We start from the raw sequence: 21,914 nt of genomic DNA, 5'->3' as shown, positions 1-21,914 counted from the left end.
TAAATTAACTCTGCTTCACCGCATCTTTTTTGGGTTGTTCATCAATCGGCTTACCGGACCAGTAACCCGCCAGCAGCGAACCGGACAGGTTATGCCAGACGGAGAACAGTGCGCCAGGTAGGGCCGCCAGTGGTGAAAAGTAAATCTTACCGAGTGCTGCCGCCAGACCGGAGTTCTGCATTCCCACCTCGATTGCCAGCGTGCGACAGGTGGACTCGTCAAAGCCAAACAGCTTCCCGCCCCAGTAACCACCGAGTAATCCAATGGTGTTATGCAGCACCACCGCGATGATCACCACAAAGCCTACAGAAGCAATGTGTGACGCCGAACCGGCCACCACGGCGCTGATGATCGCCAGAATGCAGACCATCGAAAACGCTGGCAGGTACGGCTCAACGGCTTTCACCACGCGCGGGAAAAGATGGTGAATGACCAGTCCCAGCGCAATCGGGATCACCACGATTTGCAGAATGCTAAGCAGCATGCCCATGACGTCCACCTGAATATGTGCGTCCACATACAGGCGCGTTAACAGCGGGGTGGCAATTACGCCAACCAGCGTGGAAACGGAAGAGATAGTGACGGAGAGTGCCACATCGCCTTTCGCAAGATAGATCATTACGTTGGATGCTGTACCGCTGGCCACGCTGCCCACCAGCACCATCCCGGCGGAGAGATCGGGCGGCATCTTAAAGGCCATTGCCAGAAGCCACGCGGCGAGCGGCATCACCAGGTAGTGCAGGAATATGCCTGCAGCGACAGGAGCCGGGCGCGACAGCACACGTTTAAAGTCGTCGATTTTCAGGTGTACACCCATGCCGAGCATGATCAGCATCAGCAGAGTGGTGACCCACGGACCAATGCCGGTGAACGTAGTGGGCGTGTAATACGCGACTATGGAGAGCAGCAGCGCCCATAACGGGAACAGCCGTGTGATGGCGGATAACATAGGTATTTCCTTGCGATTGTGTTGTGTTTAGTTATGAAAAAGCCGGGTCTGTGCCCGGCTTATAGGTATTGTTTATCGTGCTAACGAATTTTATTCAAACAAATTCTGATGAAGTTTCTGCACCACCTGTTCCGCCTGATCGGCAGGGACCAGGAAGCAGAGGTTATAGCTGGATGCACCGTAACAAATCATACGGATGTTGAACGGGTCGAGTACGCCGAAGACCTCTTTCCCTACACCGCAGGCACGCGACAGCTTGTTGCCGATGATGGCAACCAGCGCCAGATTTTCTTCTACTTCCACGCGGCACAGTTCAGAAAGCTCAATCAGCAGTGACTGGGTCAGCAGGGTGTCACCGGTGGAGGTGGAACCGGTAGTATCCAGTGTCAGCGCGATGCTCACTTCGGAGGTGGTGATCAAGTCTACAGAGATGTTATGGCGCGCCAGAATGCCAAACACTTCCGCCAGGAAGCCACGGGAGTGCAGCATATTGTGGCTGTGCAGCGTGACCAGCGTCTGGCGACGGCGCAGAGCCAACGCGCGGAACAGTGGTGGATTTTCTGTTTTCTTGCAGACCAGCGTGCCGCCTGCTTTCGGGTCTTTACTGGAACCGACGAAGACCGGAATATCGCTGCGTACGGCAGGCAGCAACGTTGCCGGGTGCAGCACTTTCGCACCGAAGGTGGCCATTTCTGCCGCTTCTTCAAAAGCGATCACATCAATACGTTTAGCCGCAGAAACAACGCGCGGGTCGGTGGTGTAAATGCCTGGAACGTCAGTCCAGATATCCACGCGCGTTGCATGCAGGGCTTCGCCCAACAGTGCGGCGGTGTAATCGCTGCCGCCACGGCCAAGCGTGGTGGTGCGGCCTTTCGCTTCACTGCCGATAAAGCCCTGGGTGATCACGATACCGTCTGCCAGACGGGGAGCCAGCTGCTGATTGGTCAGCTCCGCCAGCGCTTCAACGTCCGGCTCGGCGCGGCCAAAGCGATCACTGGTACGCATCACTTTACGCACGTCAAACCACTGCGCCTGAATGTTACGCTCGCGCATGATTTCCACAAACAGCAGAGTCGACATCAGTTCGCCATGGCTGACCAGTTCATCGGTCAGGGCGGTGGAGGTGGCCAGAGAAGCCGCTTCAGCCAGCGTGGTAATATTTTCCAGCAGGCGTTCCACTTCTTCGCGGATGACATTCGGGTTCTGCAGACGTTCAAGGATGTCGAACTGAATTTTGCGCAGTGCATCCAGCTTAACGAAACGCTCGGTCGCTTCCAGTCCTTCAGACAGAGAAACCAGCAGGTTCGTCACGCCAGCAGAGGCAGAAAGCACCACCAGGCGGGTATTCGGATCGGCTAGCACCACATCGGCGCTGCGGTTCATGGCATCGTAATCGGCCACACTGGTGCCGCCAAATTTGGCGACCACAAAACTCGTCATAACAACCTCGTGTCAGGGAATGAATAAAGCGACCTTGGCACAAGAATGAAACGAAAACAGGTGCAGGCGCAAAATACGGCCCTATAAATAAAATGCGGGGGAGGTCCTGTCAATGCCGGGATTATGCGGATTTTTCATGGGGGGGTACCCCTGAGAAACAGGACTTATAACAGGGCCATATTTTATGCTTCATTTTACCCGGTTTTGACCGACATTTCGCCCCCTCAGGAGCGCTCGCCAGCAGCTATACTTTTCGGGTCTTTTCACCTGCGTTTGATGCAGGCCAGGGCAATGGCATAAAAACCATCACAATTTTTATTTGCAGGCGCTACAATCGACCGCAGTCACAATTCTCAAATCAGAAGAGTATTGCTAATGAAAAACATCAACCCAACGCAGACCGCTTCCTGGCAGGCACTACAAAAACATTTTGATGAAATGAAAGACGTCACTATCGCGGAGCTGTTCGCGAAAGATGCCGATCGTTTCAACAAATTCTCCGCGACCTTTGATGACCTGATGCTGGTGGATTTCTCCAAAAACCGCATTACCGAAGAGACGCTGGCGAAACTGCAGGATCTGGCAAAAGAGACTCAGCTTGCCGATGCCATCAAATCCATGTTCTCCGGTGAGAAGATCAACCGTACCGAAGACCGTGCTGTGCTGCACGTGGCGCTGCGTAATCGTAGCAATACGCCAATCATCGTTGATGGCAAAGATGTGATGCCGGAAGTGAACGCGGTGCTGGAAAAGATGAAAGCCTTCTCCGAAGCGATCATCTCTGGTAGCTGGAAAGGTTACACCGGCAAAGCCATCACCGACGTGGTTAACATCGGTATCGGTGGTTCTGACCTCGGCCCATTCATGGTGACCGAAGCGCTGCGTCCATATAAAAACCACCTCAACATGCACTTTGTCTCTAACGTCGATGGTACCCACATCGCTGAAGTGCTGAAGAACGTGAACCCGGAAACGACTCTGTTCCTGGTCGCATCTAAAACCTTCACCACTCAGGAAACCATGACCAACGCCCACAGTGCGCGCGACTGGTTCCTGAAGACTGCTGGTGACAACAAGCACGTGGCGAAACACTTCGCGGCGCTGTCCACCAACGGCAAGGCAGTTGGCGAGTTCGGGATTGATACCGCGAACATGTTTGAGTTCTGGGACTGGGTTGGCGGCCGTTACTCTCTGTGGTCTGCAATCGGTCTGTCCATCATCCTGTCTGTCGGCTTCGACAACTTCGTTGAGCTGCTCTCAGGCGCGCATGCGATGGATAAACACTTCTCCAGCACCGCACCAGAGAAAAACCTGCCTGTGCTGCTGGCGCTGATTGGTATCTGGTACAACAATTTCTTCGGCGCTGAAACCGAAGCGATCCTGCCATACGATCAGTACATGCACCGTTTCGCGGCCTACTTCCAGCAGGGCAACATGGAATCCAACGGTAAATACGTTGACCGTAACGGCAACGCCGTGGATTACCAGACCGGCCCAATCATCTGGGGTGAGCCGGGCACGAACGGTCAGCACGCGTTCTACCAGCTGATTCACCAGGGCACCAAAATGGTACCGTGCGATTTCATCGCCCCGGCTATCACCCATAACCCACTGTCCGACCACCATCCGAAGTTGCTGTCTAACTTCTTCGCCCAGACCGAAGCGCTGGCATTTGGTAAATCCCGCGAGGTGGTAGAGCAGGAATACCGTGACCAAGGTAAAGATCCGGCAACCCTGGACCACGTTGTGCCGTTCAAAGTGTTCGAAGGCAACCGCCCAACCAACTCCATCCTGCTGCGCGAAATCACGCCGTTCAGTCTGGGTGCGCTGATTGCCCTGTATGAGCACAAGATCTTCACCCAGGGCGCGATCCTGAACATCTTCACCTTTGACCAGTGGGGCGTTGAGTTGGGTAAACAACTGGCAAACCGTATCCTGCCAGAATTGGGTGACGATAAAGCAATTGCCAGCCATGACAGTTCGACAAATGGTTTGATCAACCGTTATAAAGCATGGCGTGCGTAATTAAAATGTCATGAAAAATGCCGGCGATATGCCGGCATTTTTTTATCGGATAATTCCTGATGTCTATTATCTCGCTCAAATTCTTCTACTGAGTTTTATCTGAAAAAATCCATTAACACGTTAATCGCTGCGGTTTATTTTAGGAGTATACGGATAATTAATTTTAGTGTGTTTATTTTATCTTGTTGATTTTGTTCAATTATATATTAATCTTATTTTTCTTACATTCCGGTTTTATCCATTAGTCTGAAAACCCTCTCCCTATTTACCCTTGCGGCAAACCCTCTGCAGTAGTTGTGTATACTCGAATCCGCCCGAAATTCTTATCGGGCAAATCTCCATTCATTCATTGAAGGGAAATTGTTATGAAGAAAGTACTGTATGGCATTTTTGCCATATCTGCGCTTGCGGCGACATCTGTCTATGCAGCTCCGGTTCAGGTCGGGGAAGCAGCAGGGTCGGCTGCGACGTCTGCGTCTGCGGGGATTTCTACCGCAGCCAGCGCCAGCACCGTAAGTTCAGCCGTGGGTGTCGCGCTGGCGGCAACCGGTGGCGGTGATGGCTCCAATACCGGAACCACGACCACCACAACGACCAGCACCCGGTAATTACGGGTGTTTTAATCATAACCACACTTCGGTGTGGTTATTTCGCCCTTCGGAGAAGAGTCGTGAAGCGACCTGCAATCATCATGATTTGCCTGCTCTTGCAGGCGTGCTCAGCCACCACCAAAGGGCTGGGGAACTCACTGTGGGACAGTATGTTCGGCACACCGGGTGTACATCTGACCGATGATGAACTTCAGAACATGCCGTATGCCAGCCAGTACATGCAGTTAAACGATGGCCCGCAACTGTTTGTGGTGCTCGCTTTCGATGAAAACGGGCAGCAGAAATGGGTGACGCAGGATCAGGCCACCATCGTGACGCAGCATGGACGTCTCGTGAAAACCCTGTTGGGCGGAGACAACCTGCTTGAGGTGAACAATATCGCTGCCGACCCGCTTATCAAACCAAACCAGATCACCGACGGCGCAAGCTGGACGCGCATGATGGGCTGGACCGAGCATAAACAGGTGCGTTACGCCACCGCACGCTCTACCTTCCGCTGGGACGGCCTCGACAGCGTAAAAGTCGGCAGCGACGAAACCCAGGTTCGTGTGCTCGATGAAGAAGTGATCACCGACCAGGCCACGTGGCATAACCGCTTCTGGATCGACGATGACGGACAAATCCGTCAGTCCCTGCAGTATCTCGGTGCCGGATTCTTCCCGGTTAAAACTACGCTTATCAAGGCCGCGAAATCATGAAAACACTTATTCGCGTTGCGCTGATCGCCAGTTTTGCCACGCCGCTTGCCTGGTCTGCCGGAACGGTGAAGGTCTATACCCCGGACAGCACGCAACCCAAAACACTGACCAACGCCGGACATCTGATCGATCTCGTCGGCCAGCCCAGACTGGCGAACAGCTGGTGGCCTGGCGCGGTGATCGCTGAACGCCAGAAGACCGCTGAAGCGGAACAACAGAACAAGGCGCTCCTCGCCAGGCTGACGGGGTTAGCGGAGCAGGAAGAGGGTGACGATGCGGCGGCGATTAACAGCGTTCGCCAGCAGGTTCAGGCACTGAAAATCATCGGTCGGTTACCAGTGAACCTCGATCCAGATGACGTGCGCGTGGCGGAGAACGGTAACCCGGCTCTGGAAGGGGAATACACGCTCTGGCTACCTGCACAACCCTCTACTATCACCGTCTTTGGTCTTATCAGCCACCCCGGTAAAAAACCCTTTACGCCAGGCCGCGATGTGGCGAGCTATCTCGATGAGCAGAGCCTGTTAAGCGGTGCGGATAACAGCTATGCCTGGGTGGTTTACCCTGACGGGCACACACAAAAAGCGCCAGTGGCCTACTGGAACAAACGCCATATCGAACCCGCTCCTGGCAGCATCATTTTTGTCGGTTTTGCCGACCATTTCTGGACGAAAGCGTATGACGGGCTTAACGCCGATATCCTTCGCTCCCTGATCCAGCGGATACCGGAATAATGAAAAGAACCTATCTCTACAGCATGCTGGCACTTTGTGTGAGTGCCGCCTGCCATGCAGAAACGTATCCGGCACCCATTGGTCCGTCTCAGTCAGACTTCGGTGGTGTCGGTTTACTGCAAACACCCACCGCGCGTATGGCGCGTGAGGGTGAGTTGAGCCTTAACTATCGTGATAACGATCAATACCGCTACTACTCCGCGTCGGTGCAACTGTTTCCGTGGCTCGAAACCACGCTGCGCTATACCGATGTGCGTACGAAACAGTACAGCAGCGTCGAGGCGTTCTCCGGTGATCAGACCTACAAAGATAAAGCCTTCGACCTCAAAGTACGTCTGTGGGAAGAGAGTTACTGGATGCCGCAGGTCTCCGTCGGCGCAAAAGATATCGGCGGTACCGGTCTGTTTGATGCGGAATACATCGTTGCCAGTAAAGCCTGGGGACCGTTTGATTTCTCACTCGGTCTGGGCTGGGGTTATCTCGGTACCAGCGGCAACGTCAAAAACCCGTTTTGCTCCTACAGCGATAAATATTGCTACCGCGATAATAGCTACCAGAAAGCGGGTTCGATCAACGGCGACCAGATGTTCCACGGACCGGCGTCGCTGTTTGGTGGTGTTGAATACCAGACACCCTGGCAGCCGTTGCGCCTGAAGCTGGAGTATGAAGGGAATGACTACTCGCAGGATTTTGCTGGCAAGATTGAACAGAAGAGCAAGTTTAACGTCGGCGCCATTTATCGCGTCACCGATTGGGCCGACGTTAACCTCAGCTACGAGCGTGGCAATACCTTCATGTTTGGCTTCACGCTGCGCACTAACTTCAACGACATGCGCCCGCACTACAATGATAACGCACGGCCTGCATACCAGCCGGAGCCGCAGGACGCCATCCTGCAGCACTCGGTGGTGGCAAACCAGCTGACGTTGCTGAAATATAATGCTGGCCTGGCGGATCCGAAAATTCAGGTAAAAGGCGATACGCTGTACGTTACCGGCGAGCAGGTGAAATACCGCGACTTGCGTGAAGGGATCGAACGCGCCAACCGGATCGTCATGAACGATCTCCCGGATGGGATCCGCACGATCCGCGTGACGGAGAACCGTCTCAACCTGCCGCAGGTGACGACAGAAACGGACGTCGCAAGCCTCAAGCGCCATCTGGAAGGTGAACCGCTCGGGCATGAAACCGAGCTGGTGCAAAAACGCGTAGAGCCGATCGTGCCAGAAACCACCGAGCAGGGCTGGTATATCGACAAATCCCGCTTCGATTTCCATATCGATCCGGTGCTGAATCAGTCCGTCGGCGGGCCAGAGAACTTCTACATGTATCAGCTGGGTGTGATGGCGACAGCGGATCTGTGGCTCACCGACCACCTGCTGACCACCGGTAGCCTGTTTGGCAACATTGCTAACAACTACGACAAGTTCAACTACACCAATCCGCCAAATGACTCGACGCTGCCGCGCGTGCGCACCCGTGTGCGTGAGTATGTGCAGAATGATGTCTATGTGAACAACCTGCAGGCCAACTACTTCCAGTACTTCGGCAACGGTTTCTACGGCCAGGTTTACGGTGGGTATCTGGAAACCATGTTCGGCGGGGCGGGGGCGGAAGTGCTGTACCGTCCGGTAGACAGCAACTGGGCATTCGGTATTGATGCTAACTACGTCAAACAACGTGACTGGCGCAGCGCGCAGGACATGATGAAATTCACCGACTATAGCGTCAAAACGGGCCACCTGACGGCCTACTGGACACCGTCGTTTGCCCCTGACGTGTTGGTGAAAGCCAGCGTCGGCCAGTACCTGGCGGGCGATAAGGGCGGCACGCTGGATATCTCTAAACACTTCGACAGTGGCGTAGTGGTGGGCGGTTACGCCACCATCACCAACGTCTCCCCGGACGAGTACGGGGAAGGGGACTTTACCAAAGGCGTATACGTGTCGATTCCGCTGGATCTGTTCTCGTCAGGCCCAACCCGCAGCCGTGCGGCCATTGGCTGGACACCGCTGACGCGCGACGGGGGTCAGCAGTTGGGTCGTAAGTTCCAGCTGTATGATATGACCAGCGATAAGAACATTAACTTCCGTTGATACCTGGCCTACCCGGTGGCACTTCGCCACCGGGCGGATACGCCAAATATAAACAAAAAATATAGATCCCCGTCACATTTTTGCGTTATACAGGAATCTCGCCCTGGAGAATGAGGTGCTGTATGACATCCCTGACTCGCCCGCGCGTTGAGTTTATCTCAACTATCCTCCAGACCGTGCTGAACCTCGGTCTGTTGAGCCTTGGACTGATACTGGTCGTCTTTTTGGGTAAAGAGACGGTGCATCTGGCAGATGTGCTGTTCGCCCCTGAACAAACCAGCAAATATGCGCTGGTGGAAGGACTGGTAGTCTACTTTCTCTACTTTGAATTTATCGCCCTGATTGTGAAGTACTTTCAGTCCGGCTTTCACTTCCCGCTGCGTTATTTCGTCTACATTGGGATCACCGCGATAGTGCGGTTGATCATCGTCGATCATAAATCCCCGCTGGATGTGCTGATCTACTCGGCGGCGATCCTGCTGCTGGTGATCACCCTCTGGCTGTGTAATTCGAAGCGGCTGAAACGCGAATAAAAAAATGGCGGCCCGGAGGCCGCCTAACAACAGTCACAAGTTGGGTCAATACAATACGTCTAAAGTTGAGGGTTGCAGTGGCATAACAAAATGAAACTTAACCTTTCACACCGCCAGCCGTCAGGCCATTCACCAGCCAGCGTTGTGCCAGCAGGAATACCACGGTAATCGGGATGGCGGAGAGCACCGCCGCCGCCGCAAAGTCGCCCCACAGGTAGTTTTGCGGGTTGAGGTATTGCTGCATACCGACGGCCAGGGTGTAGCTATTTACATCGCGCAGTAACAGAGAGGCGACGGGTACTTCGGTGATGGCGGCGATAAACGACAGGATAAACACCACTGCCAGGATAGGTACCGACAGCGGCAGCAGAACCAGCCGGAACGCCTGCCACGGGGTTGCACCATCCAGTGCCGCAGCTTCTTCCAGCGAGCCGTCGATGGTTTCGAAATACCCTTTAATGGTCCACACATGCAGTGCGATACCGCCAAGATAGGCGAAGATTACGCCACCGTGGGTGTTCAGGCCGATGAACGGCACATACTGGCCCAGACGGTCAAACAAGGCATACAACGCGACCAGCGACAGTACCGCCGGGAACATCTGGAAAATCAGCATCCCTTTCAGCAGTGAGGCCTTGCCCGGGAACTTCATACGGGCGAAAGCGTACGCACATGTGGTGGAGAGCGTCACGATACCTATCGCAGTGATCCCGGCGATTTTCACCGAGTTCCACAGCCATAACAGCACCGGGAACGGCGGCGGTGTGACGCGACCATCTGCGTGTTCCACGCTGAAGCCCAGTGCGAGCTTCCAGTGCTCCCAGGAGATTTCGTCCGGGATCAGGCTCCCGGTGGCGAAGTTACCCGAACGCAGGGAGATGGCGATGACCATCAGCAGCGGGAACATGATCGCCGCGATAAAAATCAGCAGGCCTAAATGCGTCGCCAGGAGGCGCAGTTTCTGAGATTTGGGTTGTACCATAGCCATGATCGATGCCCTCCTTAGTCAAATTTCATTCGTGTGGCTTTCAGGTTCACAATCGCCAGTGCGCCAACCAGCAGGAAGATCAGGGTGGCAATCGCCGCCGCCAGACCGAAGTCCTGACCGCCGCCGCCTTCAAAGGCGATACGGTAGGTGTAGCTTACGAGCAGGTCGGTATAGCCTGCTGGCGTGGTGGTGCCAAGACGGTCAGGGCCGCCGTTGGTCAACAGTTGAATCAGCACGAAGTTGTTAAAGTTGAAGGCGAAGCTGGCAATCATCAGCGGCGTAAGCGGCTTAATGAGCAGCGGCAGCGTAATCTTAAAGAAGTTCTGGAACGGACCCGCGCCGTCCATCGCCGAGGCTTCGTACAGATCGTCCGGGATAGCCTTCAGCAGCCCCATGCATAGGATCATCATGTACGGATAACCCAGCCAGGTGTTGACGATGATAATCATCGAACGGGCAGTCGTCGGGTCGCTGAACCAGGCCGGTTTGATACCAAACAGTGCGCTCAACATCATGTTGATTTCACCGAAGCTCTGGTTAAACAGCCCTTTGAAAATCAGAATCGAGATAAACGATGGCACGGCGTACGGCAGAATCAGCAGCACGCGGTAAATCGCTTTGCCTTTCAGGGCTTCCCATTGCACGAGACAGGCCAGAACCATGCCCACTGCCACGGTCAGGATCACGGTCAGAACCGAGAAGACCACCGTCCAGACGAAGATGGCGAAGAACGGTTTCTGAATGCCTTCGTCGGTGAACACGCGAGTAAAGTTGTCCCAGCCGATGGTGACGGTATAGCCAGGGCTGAGCTTATCATCACCCCATTTGCCATCGGCAGTAATGGACTGATAGAAACCAATGTCGTTGTTCGGACGATATTTCACGCCGCTCTGGTTGTTGGTCAGCGTGCCGTCATCCGCCAGCGTGTAGAGAGGCTGCGTGCCGGAGAACTGGCGCAGTGAGCTCATGGTCACTTTGCTTTCGTCTGGCAGTACGGCGGTGAGCTGGGTCAGTGCCTGACGGTTCTGGGTTATAACGCGCAGGTTGGCACGTTCACCTTCCGGCAGCGCTACGGCCTCTTTTAAGGCCAGCTTCTGCTCGCCGCCAAATTTGAACGCGTCGGAGACATAGTATTTGTTGCTTGCTTCGTCAGTAAGCGCTAACTTCCACTCGTTCCCCGCAGGATACAAGCCGAAGTTAAAGGTCTTGCCTGCCTGATACGAGCGATCCAGAAGCACCTGCGTTGCGCGTTCTTGCGCCAGCTGGTTGGTACTGCTGTAGTTGGTAAACGCAATGGCGATAGTACAAATCAGTGGGAAGAGAACAAACAGCCCCATCCCGGCGACGCCAGGGTAGACATAGCGCCATGCATAGGCTTTACGGTTGGCGAAAATATACAGGCCAACAGAACTTAAAATCAGCGTCATGATGGCAAACAGATATTCCCCTTGTACGTACATTAAAACAACAAGGTAACCCACCAGCAGACACAGCAGACCCATCACTGACCATTTCAGCGCGTCGCTTTGCCACCAGTGTTTCTTTTTAATGACATCCATGGGGTTATTCCTCTACAACGGTGGATACTTATCGTCAGGTGGCGCTGCGCTTACCTGACCTACGGATCGTGCCGTAGTCGTAGGGCGGGTAAGCGCATGCGCCACCCGCCATTTTTCAGACTTACTTAGTAATACGACCCTGAGCATCTTTCAGCGCGGCATCAACAGTCTGACGACCGCTTGCCGCATTGATGACCGCAGTACGGGTGGCGTACCAGAACGCTGCCATTTGCGGGATGTTCGGCATGATTTCGCCTTTCTGGGCGTTATCCATGGTGGCCGCAATACGTGGGTCTTTTGCCAGATGATCCTGGAAGGATTTCAGCGCAACGGCACCCAGCGGTTTGTCCTTGTTCACTTCATCCAGACCCTGATCGGTCAGCAGGTAGTTTTCCAGGAACTCTTTCGCCAGCTCTTTGTTCGGGCTTGCTGCGTTGATACCCGCGCTCAGTACACCAACGAACGGTTTAGACGGCTTGCCTTTGAAGGTTGGCAGCAGCGTCACGCCGTAGTTGATTTTGCTCTTGTCGATGTTGGTCCAGGCCCACGGACCGTTGATGGTCATCGCGGTTTCGCCTTTGTTGAACGCAGCTTCTGCGATGGAGTAATCGGTATCCGCGTTCATATGTTTGTTTTTGATGAGGTCAACCAGGAAGGTCAGACCCGCTTTCGCGCCAGCGTTGTCCACGCCCACGTCTTTCACGTCATATTTGCCGTTTTCAAACTTGAACGCATAACCACCATCGGCGGCAATCAGCGGCCAGGTGAAGTACGGTTCCTGCAGGTTGAACATCAGCGCGCTCTTACCTTTCGCTTTCAGCTCTTTATCCAGTTTCGGGATCTCTTCCCAGGTTTTCGGTGGGTTAGGTACCAGGTCTTTGTTGTAAATCAGAGACAGGGCTTCAACCGCGATTGGGTAAGCAATCAGCTTGCCGTTATAGCGAACGGCGTCCCAGGTGAACGGGAACAGTTTGTCCTGGAAGGCTTTGTCCGGCGTGACTTCTGCCAGCAGACCAGACTGCGCGTAACCACCGAAACGGTCATGCGCCCAGAAGATGATGTCCGGGCCGTCACCGGTTGCTGCAACCTGCGGGAATTTCTCTTCCAGCTTATCCGGGTGTTCTACGGTCACTTTGATACCGGTGTCTTTCTCGAATTTTTTACCCACTTCGGCCAGGCCGTTATAGCCCTTATCGCCGTTAATCCAGATTACCAGCTTACCTTCTTCAATTTTGGCGAGAGCCGGTGCGGAAATCATCATTGCTGCAAGGGCGGACAATGCGAAAACACGTGCGCCAGTCTTGATCTTCATATCTGCCATCCTTTTTTGGTGATGTGCTCGTGGATACAATGAGGTGGTTCAACGTGACTCAGTCTCCTTATTTGACATCCTCTTTCCATCCTCCCAACCCCTACGCCCCACCCCCGGTTTGTGTGATCTTCGTTACATAAATTTAAGTTATGAGTGCTGGCGCACATAAAAACACACTGAATTTTGCAGGTGGCTTCACGAATTTCGCCTCAGCCCTCCAGCCGCGGTCGCAGAGCCTGCTCTCTCATCCTCCCGCCTCCTCCCCCATAAAAAAGCTGGGGGGTGGAGGATTCGGGAAAGTAATGGATACCCCATAGTGAACTTATCTTGAATGTTTCTGTCGGTGACAGGTTGTAACGAAGGGAGAAGGGCATGGCGAGCGTACAGCTGCGTAATGTAACGAAAGCCTGGGGTGACGTTGTGGTGTCGAAAGACATCAATCTGGACATCCACGAAGGTGAATTCGTGGTATTTGTCGGCCCATCAGGCTGCGGTAAATCTACTCTGCTGCGTATGATTGCCGGTCTTGAAACTATCACCAGTGGCGATTTGTTTATTGGTGACACCCGTATGAACGACATCCCGCCTGCCGAACGCGGCGTAGGCATGGTGTTCCAGTCTTATGCGCTTTACCCCCATCTGTCTGTTGCCGAAAACATGTCCTTTGGCCTGAAACTGGCGGGTGCGAAGAAAGACGTGATTAACCAGCGCGTCACGCAGGTGGCGGAAGTGTTACAGCTGGCGCACCTGCTTGAGCGTAAACCGAAAGCGCTTTCCGGTGGTCAGCGTCAGCGTGTGGCGATTGGCCGTACGCTGGTGGCGGAACCGCGTGTGTTCCTGCTCGATGAACCCCTTTCTAACCTGGATGCCGCTCTGCGTGTCCAGATGCGTATTGAAATCTCCCGTCTGCACAAACGTCTTGGCCGCACGATGATTTACGTCACCCACGATCAGGTCGAAGCGATGACGCTGGCCGACAAAATTGTGGTGCTGGACGCCGGTCGCGTGGCGCAGGTGGGCAAACCGCTGGAGCTTTATCACTACCCGGCAGACCGCTTTGTTGCGGGCTTCATTGGCTCGCCAAAGATGAACTTCCTGCCCGTCAAAGTGACCGCGACAGCTATTGAACAGGTACAGGTGGAGCTGCCAAACCGCCAGCAAGTCTGGCTGCCTGTTGACAGCGCCAACGTACAGGTAGGGGCAAACATGTCTCTCGGTATTCGTCCTGAGCACCTGCTGCCGAGCCACATCGCTGATGTGACGCTGGAAGGTGAAGTTCAGGTCGTCGAACAGCTTGGTCACGAAACACAGATTCATATCCAGATCCCCGCCATCCGTCAAAACCTGGTCTACCGCCAGAATGACGTGGTGTTGGTAGAAGAGGGTGCCACATTCGCTATCGGCTTGCCGCCAGAGCGTTGCCATCTGTTCCGTGAGGATGGCACTGCATGTCGTCGGTTGCACAAAGAGCCAGGCGTTTAAGCAATCCCAAAAGAAGACACGAAACCGACAGGTGAAGTGTTCAAAGAAAAGCAATGATCTCAGGAGATAGAATGATGATTACTCTGCGCAAACAAGTCCCTCTGGCAATCGCCATTGCGGCAGGCATCCTGTCTGCCCAGGCGGGTGCTGTGGACTTTAAAGGTTATGCTCGTTCCGGCATTGGCTGGACCGGGAGTGGCGGTGAGCAACAGTGTTTCCAGGCAACCGGTGCACAAAGTAAATACCGTCTCGGTAACGAATGTGAAACCTATGCGGAATTGAAACTGGGCCAGGAAGTGTGGAAAGAAGGCGATAAGAGCTTCTATTTCGACACCAACGTTGCGTATTCCGTCTCTCAGCAGAACGACTGGGAATCTACCAGCCCGGCCTTCCGTGAAGCTAACGTGCAGGGTAAAAACCTGATTGAATGGCTGCCAGGCTCCACTATCTGGGCCGGTAAGCGCTTCTATCAGCGTCATGACGTTCACATGATCGACTTCTACTACTGGGATATTTCGGGTCCTGGTGCGGGTATCGAAAACATCGACATGGGCTTCGGTAAACTGTCTCTGGCAGCCACCCGTTCTTCTGAGTCTGGCGGTTCAGCGACCTTCGCCGATCGTGATGCGAACGGTGACCGTATTTATGACAACGTTGTACCAAACGACGTCTTCGACGTTCGTTTAGCGGGCATGGAAATCAACCCAGGCGGTACGCTGGAACTGGGTGTTGATTACGGTCATACCAACATTCCTGACGACTACTACCTGCAGCCAGGCGCCTCTAAAGATGGCTGGATGTTCACTGCTGAACACACCCAGAGCATGATGAAGGGCTTCAACAAGTTCGTTCTGCAGTACGCGACGGACTCTATGACCTCTAACGGTAAAGGCATTCCACAGGGCGGCAGCGTTGATAACGACGGCTCCATGTGGCGTGTGCTGGACCACGGTGCAATTACCCTGGCAGACCGTTGGGACCTGATGTACGTCGGTATGTACCAGAACATCGATCGTGACAACAACAACGGTACCGAGTGGTGGACTGTAGGTGTTCGTCCGATGTTCAAATGGACGCCAATCATGAGCACCCTGCTGGAAGTAGGCTACGACAACGTCAAATCTCAGAAAACTGATGAGAAAAACAGCCAGTACAAAATCACCCTGGCACAGCAATGGCAGGCTGGCGACAGCATCTGGTCTCGTCCGGCTATCCGTGTCTTTGCAACCTATGCGAAGTGGGATGAGAAATGGGGCTACGCGAATAATGGCGATACAGGCTACACCTCTGGCGTAGCGTATAGCGATACTTCTGCGAAAACCTTCAGCCGTGGCGACGACGATGAGTGGACCTTCGGTGCCCAGATGGAAATCTGGTGGTAATTCGTTAGACCTGACGTAATGACCTAAAAGAGGGGCGCAGGCCCCTCTATCCTTAGGGTGCTGCGCGCTATTGCCTGGCCACCGCAGTGCTCACGCTATCAGAGGTAATAACAATGAAAATGAAGAAAAGTCTCGTCGCGCTGTGCCTCTCTGCGGGGCTGATGGCCTGTGTTCCGGCGGTCTCCTTTGCAGACGTGAATTTCGTACCACAAAATACCAGCGCTGCGCCGGCTATCCCGGCGGCGGCGCTCCAGCAACTGACCTGGACGCCAGTTGATCAATCCAAAACGCAGTCGACACAGCTTTCTACGGGCGGTCAGCAACTGAACGTGCCGGGGATCACCGGGCCGGTTGCCGCCTACAGCGTGCCGGCCAACATTGGTGAGCTAACCCTGACGCTGACCAGCGAAGTGAACAAGCAAACCAGCGTCTTCGCGCCTAACGTACTGATTCTGGATCAGAACCTGACGCCATCTGCTTTCTTCCCAAGCGAATATTTTAGTTACCAGGAACCAGGCGTGATGAGCGCCGACCGTCTGGAAGGCAAAATGCGCCTGACGCCTGCCCTGGGTCAGCAGAAGATTTATGTTCTGGTTTTCACGACCGAAAAAGATCTGCAGCAGACCACTAAGCTTATCGATCCGGCAAAAGCCTATGCGAAAGGCACCGGCAACTCGGTTCCGGATATTCCGGATCCATTAGCGCGTCACGTCACCGACGGTTTGCTTAAGCTGAAAGTCTCAACAAACAATGCATCCAGCGTGCTGGTTGGCCCACTGTTTGGCTCTTCCGGTACTGGCCCTGTCACAGTAGGCAATACAGCCGCGCCTGTGTATGCCGCTCCAGCCGCCACAGCCGCTGCCGCACCGGTAGCCGCCGCTGCACCGGCCCCATCGAAGAAAGCTGAACCGGTACTGAACGACACCGAAGAATACTTCAACAACGCCATTAAGCAGGCGGTGAAGCGCGGCGATGTCGATAAAGCGCTGAAACTGCTTGATGAAGCCGAACGTTTAGGTTCAACCACTGCCCGTTCCACCTTTATCAGCAGTGTAAAAGGCAAGGGGTAACCGTTTCCCCACAGTGCTGATTTGTTAGTAGTTTGGTGCGCCTGAGTGGGCGCACTTTTTTTGGTATTCTCCGGGCTGTTGCGCTCTTGTTGCGATAGTGATCGTTAAATAACGTTTGGCCGCCCTCAATCTGCTTTTCTGCGATACAATGCCATCACGTTATGTATCGGAGAGTCTGGCATGTCACACCCTGCGCTAACGCAACTGCGTGCGCTGCGCTATTTCGACCAAATACCTGCGCTTGATCCGCAGCAACTGGACTGGTTGCTGCTGGAAGATTCCATGACGAAACGTTTTGAACAACAGGGTAAAACGGTCACGGTGACCCTGATTCAGGAAGGGTTTGTCTCTGGCGATGAGATTGCTGCCGAGCTGCCGCTATTGCCGCAAGAGCCACGTTACTGGCTGCGTGAAATTTTACTCTGTGCAGACGGTGAGCCATGGCTTGCCGGGCGGACGGTGGTGCCCGAATCCACCCTTTCCGGGCCCGAGCTGGCGCTGCAACGGTTGGGTAAAACGCCTCTGGGGCGTTACCTTTTCACCTCGTCTGAGCTTACCCGGGATTTTATTGAGATTGGTCGTGATGCCGAACTGTGGGGGCGTCGTTCCCGCCTTCGCCTGAGCGGTAAACCGTTAATACTGACGGAGCTTTTTTTACCGGCATCGCCGTTGTACTAAGAGGAAGAAAAAATGGAGTGGAGCCTGACGCAGAATAAGCTGTTGGCCTATCACCGCTTAATGCGTACCGATAAACCGATTGGCGCGTTACTGTTGCTGTGGCCGACCTTATGGGCGCTGTGGGTCGCGACGCCGGGCGTGCCACCGCTGTGGATCCTGGGGGTGTTTGTTGCCGGTGTCTGGCTGATGCGCGCGGCGGGCTGCGTGGTCAATGACTATGCCGATCGTAAATTCGACGGGCATGTAAAACGTACTGCCGGTCGTCCGTTACCCAGCGGGCAAGTCACCGGGAAAGAAGCCCGCGTGTTGTTTATTATTCTGGTGCTGCTCTCTTTTCTGCTGGTGTTAACCCTCAACACCATGACCATTCTGCTTTCCGTTGCGGCGCTGGCCCTGGCCTGGGTGTATCCGTTTATGAAACGCTATACCCATCTGCCTCAGGTGGTGCTGGGGGCGGCATTTGGCTGGTCGATTCCGATGGCGTTTGCGGCAGTTAGTGAGTCCTTACCACTAAGCTGCTGGCTGATGTTCCTGGCGAATATTCTCTGGGCCGTGGCATATGACACCCAATACGCGATGGTAGACCGCGACGATGACCTGAAAATTGGCATTAAATCCACCGCCATCCTCTTTGGTCGTCAGGACAAGCTGATTATCGGTATCCTGCAGGTTGCGGTACTGGCACTGATGGTCGCGATTGGTCGCATGAACGGACTGAACTGGGAGTTTTACTGGTCCGTGCTGGTGGCGGGTTTGCTGTTTGCGTACCAGCAAAAGTTGATTGCGAAGCGCGAGCGTGAAGCCTGCTTCAAGGCGTTTATGAATAATAACTACGTCGGTCTGGTGCTGTTTTTAGGCCTGGCGATGAGCTATTTCTTATAAAAAAGTCGGGTGGCGGCTTCGCCTTACCCGACCTACGAGTTAGCAGGACGTGTAGGCCCGGTAAGCGTTAGCGCCACCGGGCTTTTTTTACCGGCGACGCAGCAGCCGAAGCGCGTTCGCCGTCACCAGCACCGTTGCCCCGGTATCAGCCAGCACCGCCAGCCACAATCCGGTCATGCCGAGCAGGGTCGTCACCAGGAAAATTCCTTTCAGACCCAGCGCGATGCCGATGTTCTGACGGATATTGGCCCGCGTCGCACGTGCCAGCCCGATCATCTGCGCCAGCCCGGTCAGGCGGTTGTGAGTCAGCGCCGCGTCAGCCGTTTCAAGCGCCACGTCGGTACCGCTGCCCATCGCAATACCAATGGTCGAGGCTTTCATCGCCGGGGCATCGTTAATGCCGTCACCGACCATCGCCAGTGGAGCGTGAGCGTTCAGCTCCGTCACCGCGCTGACTTTATCCGCAGGCAACAACCCGGCTTTAAATTCCAGCCCCAGTTCACCGGCAATCGCTGCCGCCGCACGAGGGTTATCGCCTGTAAGAATAACGCCCTGTACCCCCAGTTGATGCAGCGCCGCCACGGCTTCTCTTGCGTCATCACGCAGGGTATCGCGCAATGCCAGCATTCCTTTCGCCACACCGTCCTGCATGACGACAACGACCGTTTGCCCAGCTTGTTCTAACGCCTCAACCTCTGGAGTAGAAGACTTGCCAGCCGCGACAATCAGCACCTTTTTGCCGTCAACGGTGGCCTCAATGCCTGAGCCCATCAGTGCCCGCTGGGCAGTTGCCGCAGGGATGGTGAGTTCACGCGCCTTCGCTTCACGCACAATCGCCTGCGCCAGCGGGTGGGTTGAACCTTGCTCTACGGCAGCGGCCAATGTCAGCAGTTCGTTTTCACTGATTTCCTGCGGATAAACACCTGTCACCTGCGGTTTACCTACGGTCAGCGTACCGGTTTTATCGAAGGCAATATGCTGAACCTGGCTTAGCTGTTCCAGGGCGGCTCCGCCTTTGATCAGCGCTCCGCGACGTGCCGCCGCCGCCAGTCCGGACGTGATGGCCGCCGGGGTGGAAATCACCAGCGCACACGGGCAACCTATCAACAGCAGCGTCAGACCTTTATAAATCCAGCCTTCCCACGGAGCGCCGAAGAACAGCGGTGGAACGACAGTGACCAGCAGGGCAACCAGCATGATGGCGGGGGTGTAAATCCTGCTGAAGCGATCGATAAACCGCTCAACTGGCGCGCGACGCTCTTCGGCTTCCTCAATCAGCTTCAGAATACGGTCGATGGCGCTGTCACCGGGTTCGGAAAGCACTGTCAGTTGTACCAGACGATCAACACTGGTGGCACCCGCAGGCACTTTTTCACCGGTTGTGCGTTCAACCGGAATGGATTCTCCGGTGAGGGCGCTTTCGTCGAAGCTTGCTGTTGCGGTGAGCAACTCACCGTCTGCAGGCAGACGCCCGCCTGCGGCGACTTCAATCACATCGCCCGGGCGCAGTGTGTTGATGGCGACGGTTTCCCGGTTGCCGTTGATCACGCGTGTGGCGGTTTCAGGTTTCAGCGCCATTAGCGCGCTGACTCCTTTACGCGCGCGGCTGGCGGCCCAGCCCTCAAGACGTTCACCGATCAAGAACAGCAGCAGCACCATCGCCGCTTCTGCTGTCGCACCAATAAACAGTGCACCAATAGCGGCCACGCTCATCAGCGTTTCGATGGCAAACCAGCTTCCGCTTTTCATCAGCCGCAATGCCTGGCGGGCAATCGGGTACAGCCCAACCAGCGTGGCGGCGATGAATGCCAGATTGCCAAACGGATGGTTAATCTGTTCCAGTCCCCAGCTCAGGGCCATCATGATGATGAGGGTAATAAGCGGCAGATTTTCTCGCAGGGAAGAGGTTTTTTCTGCAGGCGCATTTTCGCTACGCAGACTGTAACCCGCCTGACTTACGGCAGCTTCAACCTGTTGGCTAACGTCGTTATCCGCGCTGACCAGCAGCTTTTCAGTGGCAAACAGAACCTGGACATGACTCACTCCCGGCACCTGTTTTACCGCGTTTTCAACTTTACGGGCGCAGGCGGCGCAGTCCATACCGTTGACGACCCAACTGTAGCGGTTGCCGTTTTCAGGGAGTATTTCGGTTTGTGTTTCGCACACACCTTCGCAGCAGCAGTCGTCCTTCGGCGGAACCGGACTGAGCTTAAGTGCTGAGAATTGTGGGACTTTTTTTGGTGTTTCTGGAGTCGACATGGCAGTCTCCGGCAATGATAATTTTCTCATTAACCGCAGCATACACTCTGGAGTCGACTCCAGAGTCAAGGCTTATTTAAATATACAGCGAGCGCACAATCAGGAAGTGTCCGGCAAAGTAGCAGGCGGCGGCAATCGCGTTATCCGCCCGGAAACGACGGCGATAGTGGCTACCCAGCCACACGATATTCCCGAGTAACAGCAATGCTGCACCGAAGAACGCCGACATCGCCGGCGCCGTTGGACGGAAGAACCACAGTTCGCCTGCCAGCCATACCATCACCAGTGTCATGGCGATAAAGGTGCAGACCGGCAAACGCATCTCTTCCAGACGCGACCAGATCACCGCGATAAGCAGTGCGCCAATCACCAGCAGCACCAGCGGCAGCGGCCAGAAGAATGACAGCGTCATCTGGCTGGCAAAATAGATGGTATACAGCAGATGCGACAGGAAAAATGCCCCCACGGCATACAGCAGACGCTGACGTGGCAGCAGGGTTAAGGCATCGCCAATCAGGGAAGCACACAGCCCGGCGAGGACCAGATAGCTTATGGCGTTAAACATCGGCGCTTGCCAGGCAAGTAGCAGAAGCAGCAACAGCGTGACCGGTTTAAACAACCAGCGTTGCCAGGTGGGACCGCGGTACGACGCATCGACATAAAGCCATGCGGAAAAACAGACAGCGATAAATGACCAAAGCATATTAACTCCCTGTATCTGTTAAGGCTGAATAATCAGTTTCTGATCCAGTGTAGTGATGCGGGCGGGCGTTTGGCAATGGCGGGGAAGGCAGGGTATCCTGAATTCCGCATAATCTGATGGGATTTTAGAATGAGCAAGATGCCGCTATTTTTCATTATCGTGGTGGCGATTATCGTCATTGCCGCCTCGTTCCGTTTCGTGCAACAGCGCCGCGAGAAGGCGGATAACGATGCTGCACCGCTGATGCAAAAGCGCGTGGTAGTGACGAACAAACGCGAAAAACCGCTTAACGACCGCCGTTCACGCCAGCAGCAGGTGACGCCAGCAGGTACTACAATGCGCTATGAAGCGAGCTTTAAGCCGGAAACCGGCGGGCTGGAGATGACCTTCCGCCTGGAGGCGCAGCAGTACCATCAATTGACGGTGGGGGAGAAAGGGACGCTGAGTTATAAAGGGTCCCGATTTGAAGGTTTTACGCCTGAATAATGCTCGATCGGTTCCCTCTCCCTTGGG

Annotated in this window: 19 protein-coding genes; 12 read left to right on the top strand and 7 right to left on the bottom strand. The window is 54.7% G+C overall.

The window, feature by feature from the left end:
• Positions 1–4: 4 nt before the first annotated feature.
• Positions 5–949 carry a ketopantoate/pantoate/pantothenate transporter PanS gene (panS, locus tag V6E55_RS14590; RefSeq protein WP_114979576.1) on the bottom strand — a complete coding sequence of 315 codons (945 nt, stop codon included), beginning with the start codon at positions 947–949 and terminating at the stop codon, positions 5–7.
• 90 nt (positions 950–1,039) lie between these two features.
• On the bottom strand, positions 1,040–2,389 hold the full coding sequence (gene lysC, locus V6E55_RS14585) for a lysine-sensitive aspartokinase 3 (RefSeq protein ID WP_028017979.1): 1,350 nt from the start codon (positions 2,387–2,389) through the stop codon (positions 1,040–1,042).
• A gap of 375 nt (positions 2,390–2,764) precedes the next feature.
• Here lysC and pgi point away from each other — a divergent pair, with 375 nt between their 5' ends.
• The 6 genes from pgi (at position 2,765) to psiE (ending at position 9,086) form a co-directional block, all read left to right on the top strand.
• Positions 2,765–4,414: a glucose-6-phosphate isomerase gene (gene pgi, locus V6E55_RS14580; RefSeq protein WP_316943181.1), complete on the top strand. Its 1,650-nt coding sequence runs from the start codon at positions 2,765–2,767 to the stop codon at positions 4,412–4,414.
• Between the two features lie 365 nt (positions 4,415–4,779).
• Positions 4,780–5,022 carry an exopolysaccharide production protein YjbE gene (gene yjbE, locus V6E55_RS14575; protein WP_114979575.1) on the top strand — a complete coding sequence of 81 codons (243 nt, stop codon included), beginning with the start codon at positions 4,780–4,782 and terminating at the stop codon, positions 5,020–5,022.
• 62 nt (positions 5,023–5,084) lie between these two features.
• The gene (locus V6E55_RS14570; protein ID WP_316943178.1) at positions 5,085–5,723 is read left to right on the top strand and encodes a YjbF family lipoprotein; all 639 of its coding nucleotides are present in this window, start codon (positions 5,085–5,087) and stop codon (positions 5,721–5,723) included.
• The gene (locus V6E55_RS14565) at positions 5,720–6,457 is read left to right on the top strand and encodes a capsule biosynthesis GfcC family protein (RefSeq protein WP_316943176.1); all 738 of its coding nucleotides are present in this window, start codon (positions 5,720–5,722) and stop codon (positions 6,455–6,457) included. Before V6E55_RS14570 ends, V6E55_RS14565 begins: the two co-directional genes overlap by 4 nt.
• The gene (locus V6E55_RS14560) at positions 6,457–8,553 is read left to right on the top strand and encodes a YjbH domain-containing protein (RefSeq protein WP_316943175.1); all 2,097 of its coding nucleotides are present in this window, start codon (positions 6,457–6,459) and stop codon (positions 8,551–8,553) included. Before V6E55_RS14565 ends, V6E55_RS14560 begins: the two co-directional genes overlap by 1 nt.
• Positions 8,554–8,675: 122 nt before the next feature.
• Positions 8,676–9,086 carry a phosphate-starvation-inducible protein PsiE gene (gene psiE, locus V6E55_RS14555; RefSeq protein WP_000202963.1) on the top strand — a complete coding sequence of 137 codons (411 nt, stop codon included), beginning with the start codon at positions 8,676–8,678 and terminating at the stop codon, positions 9,084–9,086.
• A gap of 97 nt (positions 9,087–9,183) precedes the next feature.
• Here the strand turns inward: psiE and malG are convergent, their stop codons facing one another.
• The 3 genes from malG to malE form a co-directional block, all read right to left on the bottom strand.
• Positions 9,184–10,074, bottom strand: a complete 891-nt coding sequence (gene malG / locus V6E55_RS14550) for a maltose ABC transporter permease MalG (protein ID WP_014830272.1) — start codon at positions 10,072–10,074, stop codon at positions 9,184–9,186.
• 14 nt (positions 10,075–10,088) lie between these two features.
• Entirely contained in the window at positions 10,089–11,633 is a 1,545-nt protein-coding gene (gene malF / locus V6E55_RS14545; protein ID WP_316943174.1) for a maltose ABC transporter permease MalF, read from the bottom strand.
• Between the two features lie 121 nt (positions 11,634–11,754).
• Entirely contained in the window at positions 11,755–12,945 is a 1,191-nt protein-coding gene (gene malE / locus V6E55_RS14540) for a maltose/maltodextrin ABC transporter substrate-binding protein MalE (RefSeq protein ID WP_032666867.1), read from the bottom strand.
• A 372-nt stretch (positions 12,946–13,317) separates the two neighbouring features.
• Between malE and malK the strand changes: the two genes are divergently transcribed.
• The 5 genes from malK to ubiA all read left to right on the top strand — a co-directional run bounded on the left by malK (position 13,318) and on the right by ubiA (position 18,439).
• Positions 13,318–14,427, top strand: coding sequence for a maltose/maltodextrin ABC transporter ATP-binding protein MalK (gene malK, locus V6E55_RS14535; RefSeq protein ID WP_028017971.1), 1,110 nt, complete (start codon positions 13,318–13,320; stop codon positions 14,425–14,427).
• Positions 14,428–14,498: 71 nt separating this feature from the next.
• Positions 14,499–15,809, top strand: coding sequence for a maltoporin (locus V6E55_RS14530; RefSeq protein ID WP_114979570.1), 1,311 nt, complete (start codon positions 14,499–14,501; stop codon positions 15,807–15,809).
• Between the two features lie 113 nt (positions 15,810–15,922).
• Positions 15,923–16,879, top strand: a complete 957-nt coding sequence (gene malM / locus V6E55_RS14525; RefSeq protein ID WP_028017969.1) for a maltose operon protein MalM — start codon at positions 15,923–15,925, stop codon at positions 16,877–16,879.
• Positions 16,880–17,059: 180 nt separating this feature from the next.
• Entirely contained in the window at positions 17,060–17,557 is a 498-nt protein-coding gene (gene ubiC / locus V6E55_RS14520; RefSeq protein ID WP_028017968.1) for a chorismate lyase, read from the top strand.
• Positions 17,558–17,569: 12 nt separating this feature from the next.
• On the top strand, positions 17,570–18,439 hold the full coding sequence (ubiA, locus tag V6E55_RS14515) for a 4-hydroxybenzoate octaprenyltransferase (RefSeq protein WP_114979568.1): 870 nt from the start codon (positions 17,570–17,572) through the stop codon (positions 18,437–18,439).
• A gap of 87 nt (positions 18,440–18,526) precedes the next feature.
• Here the strand turns inward: ubiA and zntA are convergent, their stop codons facing one another.
• Together zntA and V6E55_RS14505 are read right to left on the bottom strand one after the other, a co-directional pair.
• Complete coding sequence (gene zntA / locus V6E55_RS14510) at positions 18,527–20,698, bottom strand: Zn(II)/Cd(II)/Pb(II) translocating P-type ATPase ZntA (RefSeq protein ID WP_316943171.1); 2,172 nt, start codon at positions 20,696–20,698, stop codon at positions 18,527–18,529.
• A gap of 76 nt (positions 20,699–20,774) precedes the next feature.
• Positions 20,775–21,401, bottom strand: a complete 627-nt coding sequence (locus tag V6E55_RS14505) for a lysoplasmalogenase (RefSeq protein ID WP_114979566.1) — start codon at positions 21,399–21,401, stop codon at positions 20,775–20,777.
• A gap of 129 nt (positions 21,402–21,530) precedes the next feature.
• Between V6E55_RS14505 and V6E55_RS14500 the strand changes: the two genes are divergently transcribed.
• Positions 21,531–21,887, top strand: coding sequence for a DUF2500 domain-containing protein (locus V6E55_RS14500; RefSeq protein ID WP_149367209.1), 357 nt, complete (start codon positions 21,531–21,533; stop codon positions 21,885–21,887).
• Positions 21,888–21,914 lie beyond the last annotated feature (27 nt).

This window comes from Enterobacter sp. 342 (assembly GCF_036663495.1).
Taxonomy (GTDB): Bacteria; Pseudomonadota; Gammaproteobacteria; order Enterobacterales; family Enterobacteriaceae; genus Enterobacter.
Note: the sequence above shows the minus strand (reverse complement) of the source record. Positions and strands in the feature narration are given on the sequence as shown.